The organism is Acidithiobacillus sp. 'AMD consortium' (genome assembly GCF_008926505.1).
Lineage (GTDB): Bacteria > Pseudomonadota > Gammaproteobacteria > Acidithiobacillales > Acidithiobacillaceae > Acidithiobacillus > Acidithiobacillus ferridurans.
In genome coordinates this window covers 1001214-1014984 of the sequence record NZ_CP044411.1, presented here as the reverse complement: position 1 = coordinate 1014984, position 13771 = coordinate 1001214, and the positions used below count along the sequence as shown (strand labels likewise).

General features: G+C 57.6%; 13 protein-coding genes and 2 tRNA genes. 2 read left to right on the top strand and 13 right to left on the bottom strand.

The window, feature by feature from the left end:
* Position 1: 1 nt before the first annotated feature.
* The gene (locus F6A13_RS05345) at positions 2-202 is read right to left on the bottom strand and encodes a hypothetical protein (protein ID WP_113526709.1); all 201 of its coding nucleotides are present in this window, start codon (positions 200-202) and stop codon (positions 2-4) included.
* A 10-nt stretch (positions 203-212) separates the two neighbouring features.
* Positions 213-1583, bottom strand: a complete 1371-nt coding sequence (locus tag F6A13_RS05340) for an NRAMP family divalent metal transporter (protein WP_113526710.1) — start codon at positions 1581-1583, stop codon at positions 213-215.
* 199 nt (positions 1584-1782) lie between these two features.
* Between F6A13_RS05340 and F6A13_RS05335 the strand changes: the two genes are divergently transcribed.
* Both F6A13_RS05335 and F6A13_RS05330 read left to right on the top strand, forming a co-directional pair.
* Complete coding sequence (locus tag F6A13_RS05335; protein ID WP_113526711.1) at positions 1783-2361, top strand: DUF4337 domain-containing protein; 579 nt, start codon at positions 1783-1785, stop codon at positions 2359-2361.
* An 11-nt stretch (positions 2362-2372) separates the two neighbouring features.
* Positions 2373-2954, top strand: coding sequence for a phosphatase PAP2 family protein (locus F6A13_RS05330; protein WP_113526795.1), 582 nt, complete (start codon positions 2373-2375; stop codon positions 2952-2954).
* On the opposite strand, the gene F6A13_RS05325 is transcribed toward F6A13_RS05330, so the two are convergent.
* The 11 genes from F6A13_RS05325 to F6A13_RS05275 form a co-directional block, all read right to left on the bottom strand.
* The gene (locus F6A13_RS05325; RefSeq protein ID WP_126605174.1) at positions 2955-4523 is read right to left on the bottom strand and encodes a peptidylprolyl isomerase; all 1569 of its coding nucleotides are present in this window, start codon (positions 4521-4523) and stop codon (positions 2955-2957) included.
* Positions 4524-4689: 166 nt separating this feature from the next.
* Positions 4690-4766, bottom strand: a tRNA-Asp gene (locus F6A13_RS05320).
* 11 nt (positions 4767-4777) lie between these two features.
* Positions 4778-4853: transfer RNA gene (locus F6A13_RS05315), tRNA-Val, on the bottom strand.
* Positions 4854-4865: 12 nt separating this feature from the next.
* A complete protein-coding gene (locus tag F6A13_RS05310; protein ID WP_012536433.1) occupies positions 4866-5138 on the bottom strand; it encodes an HU family DNA-binding protein in 273 nt (90 codons plus the stop codon).
* 243 nt (positions 5139-5381) lie between these two features.
* Entirely contained in the window at positions 5382-7772 is a 2391-nt protein-coding gene (gene lon, locus F6A13_RS05305) for an endopeptidase La (RefSeq protein WP_226829216.1), read from the bottom strand.
* A gap of 133 nt (positions 7773-7905) precedes the next feature.
* A complete protein-coding gene (gene clpX / locus F6A13_RS05300; RefSeq protein WP_113526714.1) occupies positions 7906-9177 on the bottom strand; it encodes an ATP-dependent Clp protease ATP-binding subunit ClpX in 1272 nt (423 codons plus the stop codon).
* 18 nt (positions 9178-9195) lie between these two features.
* A complete protein-coding gene (gene clpP / locus F6A13_RS05295) occupies positions 9196-9837 on the bottom strand; it encodes an ATP-dependent Clp endopeptidase proteolytic subunit ClpP (protein WP_113526715.1) in 642 nt (213 codons plus the stop codon).
* Positions 9838-9882: 45 nt separating this feature from the next.
* A complete protein-coding gene (gene tig, locus F6A13_RS05290) occupies positions 9883-11166 on the bottom strand; it encodes a trigger factor (protein ID WP_225981973.1) in 1284 nt (427 codons plus the stop codon).
* A gap of 73 nt (positions 11167-11239) precedes the next feature.
* Positions 11240-11827, bottom strand: coding sequence for an orotate phosphoribosyltransferase (gene pyrE / locus F6A13_RS05285; protein WP_113526717.1), 588 nt, complete (start codon positions 11825-11827; stop codon positions 11240-11242).
* A gap of 66 nt (positions 11828-11893) precedes the next feature.
* The gene (gene pyrF / locus F6A13_RS05280) at positions 11894-12616 is read right to left on the bottom strand and encodes an orotidine-5'-phosphate decarboxylase (protein WP_172959369.1); all 723 of its coding nucleotides are present in this window, start codon (positions 12614-12616) and stop codon (positions 11894-11896) included.
* Positions 12613-13767, bottom strand: coding sequence for a tetratricopeptide repeat protein (locus F6A13_RS05275; protein WP_225981972.1), 1155 nt, complete (start codon positions 13765-13767; stop codon positions 12613-12615). Before F6A13_RS05275 ends, pyrF begins: the two co-directional genes overlap by 4 nt.
* Positions 13768-13771: the final 4 nt, after the last annotated feature.

Here is a 13771-nt window from a genome sequence, read left to right as displayed (position 1 = left end):
ATCAATGTATACCGCGCGCAAAACCGATGGCCACCATGATCAGCATGACCGCGATGTAAATACGCAGTCCCCAGAAGGCCACCTGTATCCATCCCTGGATCGGCGCACGGGTCAGTGGTTTGGGTTCCTGATGGACTTCATCTTCCAGAAACGCCAGAAATTCCGGTGTCGCCGCGGAATGAAAGTCTTCTTGGGAATGCATACGAAACTCCTCAGGCGGACGGGAAGACGACGGTATAGCCATAAACGGCATTGGCCAGAATAAGGAAACCAACGATGGTGAATGCGGAATAATTTTGCCAGCGCCGGTTCACATAGCTCCCCATGATCTCGCGATCATTCAGCAGCATGAGCAAAAACAACATCGCTGCAGGCATGAATATGGAAGCGATCACCTGTACGGTCAGGTTCAGAAAACCCAGTGGGATTTGCGGGATCAACACCACCAGAGCAGCCATTCCGGCGCTCAGGATACCGGACAGATAAAAGGGCAAGGCCCGTTGCGGCCGAAGGTTCAGACTCCGGGGCAGCTTGAGGGCTTCGCCCACCGCCCAGGAAGTACTTGCGGTAATGGCAATGGCCGCAATCAGCCCCGACTCGACGAGGCCCAGAGCGAACAGTGCGGTTCCGACACTACCGAGGCTGCTCTCTCGTAACAGATGGAGGATCGCCTGTATGTCAAACTGGGCGGCGTTGAGATGCCCATACGCCAGAGTACCCGTCAGGATGACGATGGCAATGGCGATGATACCCATGGAAAGGCTTCCGAAGGCGGTATCGGCCTGGCCACTGGGGATGTCATTGACCGTAAGGCCCTTGTCGACCACCGAGGATTGCTGGAAAAAGAGCATCCACGGCGCGATCGTCGTTCCGAGGTTGGCGAGTATGACATAGGTAAAGGCGCCTACCGCAGTCCCCACCGGAATATGCCAGTTGCCCACGGCGGCAATAACCTGGCCCCAGTCCGGGTGCGCCGCGATAGCCAGGGGCACAAATACGATATTGCCTGCGGCAATCCACAATGCCAGCCGCTCCCAGGTGTTATAATGCAGAAAGATCATGGTCCCGGCGAGAAAGATCCAGGCCACAGCGACCGAAAGAACCGGCGGCACAGAAAACACGCTCATGCCGACCCGAATACCGATAAACTCCGTCACCAGGGTCAGGATATTCGCCACAGTCAGATCCAGCAGCGAAAACACCCCCCAGAAAGCGCCATAACGCCCCCAGATCATCTCGGCATGTCCCCGGTGAGTCACCGCGCCAAGACGCACGGTCATCTCCTGCACCACATAGGCCACCGGGATCATGAGCAGCAGGAAGGGAACGAAGAAACCGATACCATACATCGCCCCGGTCTGGGCATAGGTAATCACGCCTCCGGCATCGTTGTCGGCGATCATCACCAGGATACCCGGCCCGATCAGGCTCAGAAACAGCATCAGCCTCCGCCACCAGGAGGGGTGATGGCGGAGTTGATAAATCCGCCAGCGATCCTTGATGCGCTCCCGCACGTCCTCGGGCAATTGCTGCAACACATCCGCCTCGCTGGAGGCTCCGTGAAGTTCTGGCATGACTGACATCGATCACCTCCTGAGTGGGCGTTTTATAAGCTGGCCGACCGGTCAGGTCAAGCGGCGCACCGTTATCTGAGCAGGTTTCCTGAAGATATGGACCAACCGTGTGACTGCTAGGCAGAATTGCGGCGATAGAGGATAATTGCGGCGCCGCAGGGCCTTCCGGTTCCCTACGCCAACCATTCCAGTAAAAAGGACAAAATCCATGAGCGAATCCCTGCACACCCATGCCCCGCACGAAGAAGCCGCTCATTTGGCTGCCGAATCTCCCGCCCACAAGCATTCCCTCAGTCAGTGGGTGGCTATTTTCACCGCGCTGCTGGCCACCATCGGCGCGGTTGTCAGTTATCAGGGGACTCATCTGATGAACGAGGTGTTGCTGGCCAAGAACGAGGCGGTGCTGGAGAAAGCCAAGGCGACGGATCAGTGGAACTACTACCAGGCCATCAGCACCAAAGAGCATCTCATGCAACTGGCTGTGGATCTGACTCCGCAGAAACAGGCAGAGCCATACCAGAAGGAAATCATCAAATATACGAGCCAGAAAAAGACCGTTCAGGCCGAAGCCCGGCAACTGGAACAACTTTCCACAGCGGCCAATATGCGTTCGGAGCAATTGAACAGGCCGCATAACGACATGGCCATTGCGATGATCTTTTTACAAATCGCCATCTCACTGGCCTCTGTCACGGCCTTGACTGGAAGGGTCTGGCTTTTCGGCATGGCCATGCTCAGTGCTCTGGGCGGGGTCGGACTTTGGCTTGTCGCCCTGGGTATGAGCTGACATTGTCCACGATGCTCCCGCAGCCGGAATGGTATACATGGTACGGGTGGAATGACCGCATCTTTCTGCTGGTGAATCACCTGAGCGATACGCCGACGCTTTCCGCAGTCATGGAGACGGTATCGTGGGTTGCCCAGCCGGCATATTTTCCTGTCTGGATGGCCCTGCTCGTGGTGACCTTCCGGCTAAGGCCCCTGACGCTGCCCTTTGCTGTTGTCTGGAATTTTGCCGTCGGTGAGTTGGCCGTGTGGCTGATCGTCGTGGCGCTCAAATCAGGGCTCGCTTACCCCCGCCCGGTAGTTGCACTTGGGTCTCTGTCGGTACATGTGCTGGGAAGGCCGGAATATTGGCACAGCTTTCCCTCCGGCCATGCGGCAATGGCCTTTCTGCTCGGCGGCAGCCTGCTCCTGGGGAAGGCCTCCAAAATCCTGTGGATACCCGCTGCGGTGTATGCCGTGCTGGTGGCATGGTCACGCATGGCGGTCGGTGCACATTTCCCCGCCGATGTGCTTGGCGGCGCCGTGATCGGCATTTTCAGCGCGGCGCTGGCCGCTCTGCTACAGCGGCTGACCGCCCCTCCTACAGGTCATTGATCAACGGGCAATCTGCGCCAACTGCGCGTTGTTGATCTTCACCTTGGCATGTTCCCGCAAGTCCTTCAGATAGGCAGTCGCCAGTAGACGGCCCCTTTGCTCTTCCAGAGAGGCACGAATTTGCGCCGTCACTTTGGGATTTATGGCCGCTGGCGCAGGGGCAGTTACGCGTGTAACGGCAAAAATCCGGTAGCCCGACGCGGTCTTCACCATATCCATGGAGGGGACACCGCCAACCGGTGCGGGCGCCATGAAAGCCGCCTCCAACACCGCCTTATCCAACCCCAGCGCATTACGTCTGGTTACATCGCGGTACGCATGCAGCGGATAGGCGCCATGCTCTGTCAACATATTCATATCCTTCGCCTGCCGCGCCGCCGTCAGCAATGCCTGCGCTTTCTTCCGGGCCAGTTGCTCCGCCTTTTCCGTGGTTAGTTTTGCCGTAATGGTTCCTGCGACGGCACTCAGGGGTTGGACACTACCTGGTGTATAGTGAAGCAGATGCACCGCCAACAAATCCCCGTTCGCCAAGGTAAGCGCGGTGCTATTTTTTCCGGCGAGCACCGCCTTGCTAAACGCTAGATCAAGCGCTTTGGCGTCCGAAAAAGGTCCTTGGGTAAGCACCTTTCCAGCGGTAAGTACGCCACTTTCCTGAACCGTCAGGCCATAGGCTTTGGCAACCGCGTTCAACCCATCGGGGCTGCTGAACAGGCGATCCTTGAAATTCTCCACTTGGGCCTGGAAGGCGTTTTCGGCAGAGCTATTAACGGCAACAGCGGAATGTGGGGTCGCCACAGGGGGAGAACTGACTGCCGGGCTGGTCGGAGTGCCACTCTTGGCGACAAAATCCTTCGGCCCCAGTACCACATACTGTACCTGCACCTGCGCCGGCAACTGGAATTGATCCATGTGGGCGTGGTAGTAATCGGCCACCTCGGCAGCCGTTGGCCCCGCTGCCGCAGCAAAGTCGCTATCCCGGACATCTACGGTGCTGACATCACGGTACTCCTGTGACCAAGCCCAAATCCGGGTAGCCTCGACCTTCGATGCCGTGGCTACAACCTGAGGAACGACTTGCAACTGCTCCAGACGCATACTCTCCCGCAGCATGTCTTCAAACTGTGCCGGCGTCATTCCATTGGCAGCCAGCAATTTCTGGTAAAGGCTTTTGGAAAAAACACCCTTCTCCTGAAAGGCTGGAATGGATTCGATTTTTTTCGCCAACGCAGCATCCGGCACCTGCAAGTTCAGGCGGCCCGCCTCCCTGCCCAAAAGCATGTTGTCAATCAAGCCATTAAGCACCTCCAGACCGAAACTCCTATCCGCCGCCATCTTCGCCGCCGTCGTTGCGCCAAAAATATGGCTATAACGCGCCAGGGTATCTTTCATACGTTTCTGAAATGCGGCATCGCTGATCTTCTGGCCATCCACCGTCGCCACGACAGATGAGGCTGAGTGTCCGGAGAATAAATACCCGCTTACGCCCCAAAGCACAAAAGACAACGCGATTAAAACCATGAGTGATTTTGCCACCCACGATCTGCCGAAATTCCGAAATGTTTCCATCATAAACATATCCCCCGAAAACCGGAACGCCAAAAAAACAGGCTAACGACGGCTCCAATAACCAATTTTAGAAAACGCTGAACAATTCTACTAGCGGATATCGGTATTCACGCCACCGCGCGATACCGACGTAAAAAAAGGCGCCCCAAAAGGGTCGCCTTACTCGCATTGGCGGGGCGGACGGGGCTCGAACCCGCGACCTCCGGCGTGACAGGCCGGCATTCTAACCAACTGAACTACCACCCCAATAAAATTTGTGGTGGGCGGTGAGGGGCTCGAACCCCCGACATTCGGCGTGTAAAGCCGACGCTCTACCAACTGAGCTAACCGCCCAAACCAGACGCGCTAGTTTACTGCATCACGCAATGCTTTACCAGCCTTAAATTTAGGCGTGCGACTTGCGGCGATCATGATTTCCGCGCCGGTAGCGGGATTACGGCCTTTGCGCGCCTCACGGCTGGAAACAAGAAATGAACCGAAACCGACCAGAGTTACCTGATCACCAGCCTTGAGCGCGTCAGTAACCACCTTGACAAGCGCATCCAGAGTATGGCCGGCGGCGGCACGGGTCACGCCAGCTTCTTCTGCAATCTTCTCGATCAACTCCGATTTGTTCATATTTCTTTCTCCTGTTATGGACTCGGTTACTAGGTATAACTGCGCATCAACTCTATCCAGAAAACGTTATAGCAGGGTAAAAAAAGGCTTGTCAAGAAAGTGCATAAAATGCCTAACGTCACAAAGGACGGCCAGACCTTCCCTCCGGAATCATCACCATCAGGGACATTAACATTGGATATCGCCGCATTCTGGACTCATTCTCCATTATTAAAATTGCGGGAATGAGTCCTCATACCGCCTCTAATGTGCCATTGCCTTGTCCTCGGAAGATCCTTTGCCGGGCACCACACCAACCAGCACGTCACCCCCGCTTTCAGGCGGCAAAGGTGTCGGCGAAGACTCCAGCGCGATCGCCAGCACTTCGTCAATCCACCGGACCACCTTGATGGTCAGCGCATCACGCACGTTTTTGGGGATTTCCTGCAGATCTTTTTCATTCTCCGCTGGGATCAGGACCGTACTGATGCCGCCGCGATGTGCCGCCAGCAACTTCTCCTTTAACCCACCAATGGGCAGGACCTCGCCGCGCAGCGTGATCTCCCCGGTCATGGCGACCGTGGCATGTACCGGAATATTGGTCAGCGCCGATACCAAGGCAGTGGCCATACCGATGCCTGCGCTGGGTCCGTCTTTTGGCGTGGCGCCTTCCGGCACATGGATATGGAAGTCATGGTTCTGGTAAAAATCTGCGGGAATGCCCAGCGCCCGCGACCGCGCACGAACCACACTCATGGCCGCCTGGATGGATTCTTGCATGACATCCCCCAGCTTACCGGTGATCAGCAGCTTGCCGCGACCAGGCACGACCACCGCCTCGATACTCAGCAACTCACCACCCACCTCAGTCCAGGCCAGACCGGTGACTTCACCGATACGGTTTTCCTTTTCCGCCTTGCCAAAGTCGAAGCGGCGCACCCCGAGATACTTGTCCAGATTGCGATCCGAAACCTGCACACGCGTGCGCTTTTTGTCGAGCAGGAGTTCCTTTACCACCTTCCGGCAAATACGTGCGAGTTCCCGTTCCAGATTACGCACACCCGCTTCCCGCGTGTAGTAACGGATGATATCCCGGATGACGGTTTGGGAAAGCTGCATTTCCCCGTCCAGCAGCCCCGCCTTTTCTATCTGCTTGGGCAGAAGATACTTGGTAGCGATGTGGATCTTTTCGTCTTCGGTGTATCCGGAGATCCGGATTACCTCCATGCGATCCATCAATGGGGCCGGGATATTGAGTGTGTTCGCCGTGGTAACGAACATCACCTCGGACAGATTGAAGTCCACTTCCAGGTAATGGTCGCTGAACGTCGTGTTCTGCTCGGGATCCAGCACTTCCAGAAGCGCGGAGGCCGGATCACCCCGGAAATCCATCGCCATCTTATCTACTTCATCCAGCAACATCAGCGGATTGCGCGTAGCAATCTTGGCCAGGCTCTGGACGATTTTACCCGGCAGGGCCCCGATGTAGGTACGCCGATGTCCGCGGATTTCCGCTTCGTCGCGCACGCCACCCAAGGACATCCGCACGAACTTACGTCCAGTCGCGGCAGCGATGGAGCGCCCCAGGCTGGTCTTGCCCACGCCGGGGGGGCCCACCAGACACAGGATGGGACCGCGGCTGTTGCCGACCCGTTCCTGTACGGCAAGATATTCGAGAATGCGCTCCTTGACGTCTTCCAGGCCGTAATGATCCGCATCGAGAATGGCCTTGGCCCGCTTGAGATCCTTGGTGATTTTGCTGCGTTTACGCCACGGTACCCCCACCAGCCAGTCGATATAGTTGCGCACCACGGTTGCCTCTGCCGACATGGGGCTCATCATCCGCAGTTTTTTCAACTCGGCGTCGGCCTTGGTCCGTACATCCTTCGGCATCCCGGCCTTGTCGATTTTACGTGCCAGTTCATCCAGCTCACCGCCGCCCTCTTCTGACAGATCACCCAGCTCTTTCTGAATAGCCTTCATCTGCTCATTCAGATAATACTCGCGCTGGCTCTTTTCCATCTGCCGCTTGACCCGGCCGCGGATGCGCTTTTCCACCTGCAGCAGGTCGATTTCAGACTCCATCATGCCCAGCAGATGCTCCAGCCGGGCGCGGGTGTCCGCCTTCTCCAGAATTTCCTGCTTTTCTTCGAGTTTGAGGCCGAGATGGGCCGCGACGGTGTCGGCCAGTCGTGCGGGATCATCCATGCTCGCCAGAGTGGATAGTATCTCCGGGGGAATTTTTTTGTTCAGCTTGACGTAGGCCTCGAACTGGGCGCTGACCGAACGCATGAGCGCTTCCAGCTCACGATCATTTGCCGCGCCACTGACCACGATCTGTACCTGAGCGCGCAGGGATTCCTCCGCCGGCAGGAAAGATACGATTTTAGCCCGGTCTGTTCCTTCGACCAGCACCTTGACCGTACCATCGGGCAACTTGAGCAACTGCAGAATCGTCGCCAGCGTACCGATCCGGTAAATATTCTCCGGTTGAGGATCATCGTCCGCGGCATTTTTTTGCGATACCAGCAGAATCTGCTTTTCGCCGGACATTGCATCTTCCAGGGCGCGAATCGACTTTGCCCGCCCCACGAAAAGAGGGATTACCATGAACGGGAATACCACGACATCGCGCAGAGGCAACACCGGCACCATCTGTGCTTCTTCTTCCACCAGAAGACTTCTATCGATTTTGGCCACGGTCTACTCCAAAAGCAGGTGATTACTACCAATAGCAACGCAGATGGGGTCGTCGATGGAGCTTTTCAAGGACGATCCCCGCCCGACTTCAGGCCGGATGAGACATATCCACCTTGGCAGCATCATCGTAAACCAGCAGCGGCTTCGTGCCGCTTTCCACGACAGCGGCATCCACCACCACCTTTTTCACGCCACTCATAGAGGGCAATTCGTACATCGTATCCAGCAGAATCTGCTCAAGAATGGAACGCAGACCACGTGCCCCGGTCTTGCGGGTCAGGGCCTTTTTGGCAATGGCCCGCAGTGCCTCGGTACGGAACTCCAGGGTCACGCCTTCCAGGGCAAAAAGCTTCTGATACTGCTTCACCAAAGCGTTTTTCGGATCAGTGAGGATGGAAATGAGCGCCTCTTCGTCCAGCTCTTCCAGCAGCGCCAAAATGGGCAGACGCCCGACGAACTCGGGAATCAGGCCATAACGCACCAGGTCTTCCGGCTCTAGGTTCTGCATCAGCAAGGCGGCGGTCGCTTCCTTGTCGCGGCGCTTGAGGGGCGCATTGAAGCCCATACCGCCCTTCTCCAGACGCGCGGAGACTGACTTCTCCAGGCCCGCAAAGGCACCACCACAGATAAAGAGGATATGCCGCGTGTCCACCTGCAAAAACTCCTGCTGCGGATGTTTGCGGCCGCCTTGTGGTGGAACCGAGGCCACCGTCCCTTCAATCAGCTTGAGCAAAGCCTGCTGCACGCCTTCGCCGGAAACATCGCGGGTGATGGAGGGGTTCTCGGACTTGCGGGTGATCTTGTCGATCTCATCGATATAGACGATGCCGGTCTGCGCCTTTTCCACATCATAGTCGCACTTCTGCAGCAGTTTCTGGATGATGTTTTCGACATCCTCACCCACATAGCCGGCCTCCGTGAGTGTCGTGGCATCGGCCATGGCAAAGGGCACGTTCAGGAGGCGAGCCATGGTCTGCGCCAGCAGGGTCTTGCCCGAACCGGTGGGGCCGATGAGCAGGATATTACTCTTGTCCAGCTCCACCTCATTGTCCTTGCCGCCATGTTCCAGACGCTTGTAATGATTGTAAACCGCCACGGACAAGACCTTTTTGGCAACGTCCTGACCAATCACGTAATCATCCAGCGTTTTGCGGATTTCCATGGGCTTGGGCAGCTTGTCCTGAGCCTCACTGTGGTCATCCAGCACCTCGTCCTTGACGATGTCATTGCACAACTCGATGCATTCGTCGCAGATGAACACCGAAGGACCGGCGATCAGCTTGCGGACCTCGTGCTGGCTCTTGCCACAGAACGAACAATACAGCGTCTTTTCACCGCTTCCCTCATGCTTTCCAGCCATAGCTGTTCTCCTGCCTGTTCAGGCGGTCTCGTTTTCACCGCGATGACTGATCACGGCGTCCACAAGATGGTAGGTTTGGGCCTCTTCGGCCGACATGAAAAAGTCCCTGTCGAGATCCTGCTCGATGCGTTCCCGGCTCTGCCCGGTATGATGGACCAGGATATCATTGAGCCGCTCCCGGATACGCAGGATTTCTTTGGTATGAATCTCGATATCATGCGCCTGTCCCTGAAAACCACCGGAGGGTTGATGCAACATGATCCGCGCATTGGGCAACGCAAAACGCTTGCCTTCGGCACCGGCGGCCAGCAATACCGCGCCCATGCTCGCCGCCTGCCCGATGCAGAGTGTACTGACCTTCGGACGGATGAACTGCATCGTGTCATAAATCGCCATGCCCGCAGTGACGGACCCACCCGGGCTATTGATATACAGCGAGATGTCCTTGTCATTCTCCGCTTCCAGAAAAAGCAACTGGGCGACCACCAGGTTGGCCATCATGTCTTCCACCTGGCCCACCAGAAAAATCACCCGCTCCTTGAGCAGACGGGAGTAAATATCATAGGATCGCTCACCGCGTCCGGTCTGTTCGACCACCATGGGCACATACCCCAGCCCCTGTACGGCGGGTGCCATCTGGCCTTCAGTCTGTTTCCACATAATCCATGCTCCTGTCTGTTGACACGGGCCAGCGTCGGACACCGGTTATTCCGCGTTTGTTTCACCTGTCGGCGCCCGGCCGATGAGCTGGTTAAAGCTAACGGCCTCGTCACTCACTTTAACACGCTCCAGAAGCCATGCCACCACTTTGTCTTCCAGCACCAGGGCCTCGGCCTGCTCCATCTGCTCGGGTTTACTACGGTACCAGCTTATGAACTGTTCCGGGTCTTCATACTGTTCGGACATATCCCGGATAACCTGAGTGACTTCCGCCGGGGATGCCCGCAGCTTTTCGCGCCGGACGATTTCCGACAACACCAGGCCGAGCACCACCCGGCGCCTGGCCAGCGCGTCCAGATCGCTACCAGCCGCTGCATTGGCGTCTTTTTGCAAACGCTCCAGCTCCTGCCCGATCATTTGCCTGGGCAAATCGGGATGGTTGCTGGCCACTACCAAGTCCAGCATCTGCGCTTTTACCTGGCCCCGGCTGATCCGCTGCGCTTCGCGTTCGAGATTTTCCCGCACTTCCTGCCGCAATACGGCAACGTCTCCATCCTCGATACCCAGCGCCAAGGCAAAAGCCGCATCCACTTCGGGCAACTGTGGCGCTGCCACTTCCCGGACCTGCAGATGGAACTGGGCGGCTTGGCCGGCGAGCTCCGCCACATGATATTCTGCCGGAAACTGCACCGCGACAGTCCGGTCTTCTCCCGCGGACATCCCCAGCAATCCCTGTTCGATATCCGGCAGCAAGCGGCCGGAGCCCAGCACCACGGAATAATCGGTCACGTCGCCACCCGCCATGGGGACACCATCAATCTCTCCCTGAAAATCCACGGTGACCCGGTCTTCGTTCTGGGCAGGACGCTCAGCGGGCACATAAAAACGCCGCTGCTGACGCATGATATCTATGGTGGCATCCACGTCCGCATCCGTCATTTCAGCCGTCTTGCGGATAACGGTGGCGTCCGGCACCTGCGGATCAAATTCGGGGTATACCTCTACCACGGCCGTAAACACGAGGTCCTCGCCGCGGCCACCTTTCTCAACCTGCACTTCCGGTCTTCCAACCGGACGTAAAGATTCGTCACGCACCACCTGAGAATAGCGTTCGTTGATAAGATGGTCGAAGGTCTCCATGAGGGCATCGGAACCATAATGGCGTTCGATGAGTGTCATGGGCGCCTTGCCGGGCCGGAAACCCGGCAAACGTGCGGAGCGCGCCTTGTTACGCAGACGCTGGGAAACCCCACTCTCCACTTCACTGGCGGGAATGGTCACATGGATGTGTCTTTCCAGAGGCGCAGCCTCCGGTGTCGAAATTTGCATGAACTGATCCTTCTTTTGCATTTTGTCTAAGCCTATACGTCGATAGTAAACACAAGCCGCTCGCCCCTCAAGGTCAGGACAGACCACGGCTCCCTGGTTTGACGGGCGTTCCACCTGCCGCGCAGAGCGGGCAGGCGGCAGCTTCCCAGGTAAGCACGGGGAGCTTCAATAGGGGAAAAAATGGTGCACCGTCAAAATCGCTGAATCCCGAACTACGGTCAATGATCGCTGACGCCGCCAATACCTGCCCACCGGCTGCGGTAACAGCCGCCATACATTCCCGTGTCGAGCCCCCTGTCGTCGTAATATCTTCGACCACCAGGACGCCCTCACCCGGCGCCAGCGCAAAGCCCCGGCGCAGCACCATCTGCCCGGCCTCCCGTTCGGTAAACAGGCTGCGTACTCCCAGCGCACGCCCGCATTCGTAGGATACCAGAACCGCACCCATGGCTGGCCCCACGACACAAGAGATGCGCCGCCGCAGATCATCAGGAATACCCGCCACCATCGCCGCACACAGTCGCGCAGCGTGCCCCGGATATTGCAGCACCCTGGCCGACTGCAGGTAGGTATCGCTATGTCGCCCGGAGGATAACAGAAAATGTCCATGGAGCAGCGCCCCGTCTTCTTTGTACAGCGCCACCACTTCGTCTGCAGTCACAGTATTTCTTCTCCATGGTCTAGTATGATGCGGGGGACAGCCGCAGCACCGCCGCAATCCGGCATATCAGCGTGGCTCCCGCGCATCGCCGGGTTTAGCCACCAACTCATTCAATATCTGGCCGAGAGCCCGTGCCGGGTCCACCGCAGCCGTGACCGGCCGGCCTACCACCAGAAAGTCCGAACCCGCTGCCAGTGCCGCCGCAGGCGTCATGATACGTCGCTGATCGTCCTCCGCGTACTGCGCGGGTCGAATCCCCGGAGTCACCCGCAGAAGCTCAGGTAATACATCCCGCAGGTGGCCCGCCTCCAGCGCAGAACAGACGAGGCCATCCAGTGCACATGCCGCAGCCAGTGTCGCCAGACGCCCAACCTGCTTCACCACCGAACTGTTCACCCCTACTTCGTGCAGCGCGTCATCATCCATACTGGTGAGCACCGTCACCGCGATCAGAAGCGGGCGCCGGGTTCCGGCGCCGTCTTCCACGGCTTCACGCGCTGCGCGCAGCATGGCGCTACCACCGCTGGCGTGAACATTGAGCATCCATACGCCGAGCCGGGATGCCGCCCTGCAGGCTTTGGCAACAGTCTGCGGGATATCGTGAAACTTGAGGTCCAGGAATACGTCGAAACCCCGGTCCTGCAGACGCTTCACAATGACGGGGCCACTTGCAGTGAAAAGTTCCTTGCCTACTTTGACCCGGCACTGGGCGGGATCAAGTTGATCCGCCAAAGCCAGGGCATCGCGTTCATCCGCATAATCCAACGCAATGATGAGCGGCGAAATCACAAGCTGCACCCTCCGGAAAAAGTGCCCCACTGACGGCAACTAGGGCAACGCCAATAATACTGAGGACTCTGATATCCACAGGTCTGACAATGAAAAACCACCGGTTCTACCGAAAGCCCTCTGACTGTCATCGCCATAACGGGATACAATGTTGGATCTGGCGCCTCGGGGTCCAGTTCCAACAGAACCTGCATCACCCGCATGTCCGGCTGCCGCAATAGCAGATGCCTTAAATACGTTGTCGCCGCCAAGGTTCCTTCAACGCCCTGCAGGGCATGCGCCAGAAGTTTTACCGCCAGCGGCGAACGACACATATCCAACAGGCGTTCCCGTGCCTTTTGCGCATCCACGCCATTCGCAACATGTGGTAAAACGCTCAAAAATGGTTCCAGAACCAGCAGGATTACGGACTCCACCCGGGAATCCAGCAGTTTTCTCCAGAGGTCGAAGGCATCGTCCCAGTTCCGCCGGTCAAAGGCGATACGCCCGCCGACCACCAACGCCCGTGGATTCTCCGGGTCCTCCTTGCGCGCCATCCCTAAAAAGACCCCCGCCTGCTCCGTTTCTCCCGCGAGCAAAGACTGCTCGGCAAGCTCACCGTAGAGCATGGCAATCACCGGACGCTGACCGTGCGTACCCGTTTTGTGCAACTGCTGACGCACGGCGATAGACTTGGCCCACTCGCTGCCCAGTTCGTACAACTCGGCAAGCGTGGCAAGGCCCTCCAAATGATCAGGTTGACGATCCAGTAGTTCTTTGAGGATGGACTCGGCCCGATCGAGAATCCCGGCCTTGAGGTAATCCTGTGCAATCTCGAACAGCACACTCTGCCGCAAGTCAGATGCCAGCGCCGGCTGATCCAGAAGGTACTGATGCACCCGCAAGGCGCGCTCCAACTCTCCGCGACGCCGGAAGAGTCGCCCCAAGGCGAGTAGGATGTCAACGCTTTCGGGGTGTTGCCGCAGCGCATCCAAAAAAACCTCCACCGCCTCGTCATTGCGCTCACTGAGGAGATGGTTGAGTCCCTGAATATAAATTTCGGGAATCGTGTCGGGGACACCCGGCGCAGGTTTTCGCGGAGAAGTAACCCGGCCGATCCAGACGCCCAGCGCGATCGCCAACAGCAGGACGAGGACGACGATGGTATCCACCACG

What these genes read in the sequence shown, in the direction of transcription:
- F6A13_RS05340 (WP_113526710.1), bottom strand. Translation starts at nt 1,583, where the DNA reads ATGTCAGTCATGCCAGAACTTCACGGAGCCTCCAGCGAGGCGGATGTG.
- F6A13_RS05310 (WP_012536433.1), bottom strand. Translation starts at nt 5,138, where the DNA reads ATGAACAAATCGGAGTTGATCGAGAAGATTGCAGAAGAAGCTGGCGTG.
- F6A13_RS05325 (WP_126605174.1), bottom strand. Translation starts at nt 4,523, where the DNA reads ATGATGGAAACATTTCGGAATTTCGGCAGATCGTGGGTGGCAAAATCA.
- F6A13_RS05345 (WP_113526709.1), bottom strand. Translation starts at nt 202, where the DNA reads ATGCATTCCCAAGAAGACTTTCATTCCGCGGCGACACCGGAATTTCTG.
- tig (WP_225981973.1), bottom strand. Translation starts at nt 11,166, where the DNA reads ATGCAAATTTCGACACCGGAGGCTGCGCCTCTGGAAAGACACATCCAT.
- clpP (WP_113526715.1), bottom strand. Translation starts at nt 9,837, where the DNA reads ATGTGGAAACAGACTGAAGGCCAGATGGCACCCGCCGTACAGGGGCTG.
- lon (WP_226829216.1), bottom strand. Translation starts at nt 7,772, where the DNA reads ATGGTGCCGGTGTTGCCTCTGCGCGATGTCGTGGTATTCCCGTTCATG.
- F6A13_RS05335 (WP_113526711.1), top strand. Translation starts at nt 1,783, where the DNA reads ATGAGCGAATCCCTGCACACCCATGCCCCGCACGAAGAAGCCGCTCAT.
- F6A13_RS05330 (WP_113526795.1), top strand. Translation starts at nt 2,373, where the DNA reads ATGCTCCCGCAGCCGGAATGGTATACATGGTACGGGTGGAATGACCGC.
- clpX (WP_113526714.1), bottom strand. Translation starts at nt 9,177, where the DNA reads ATGGCTGGAAAGCATGAGGGAAGCGGTGAAAAGACGCTGTATTGTTCG.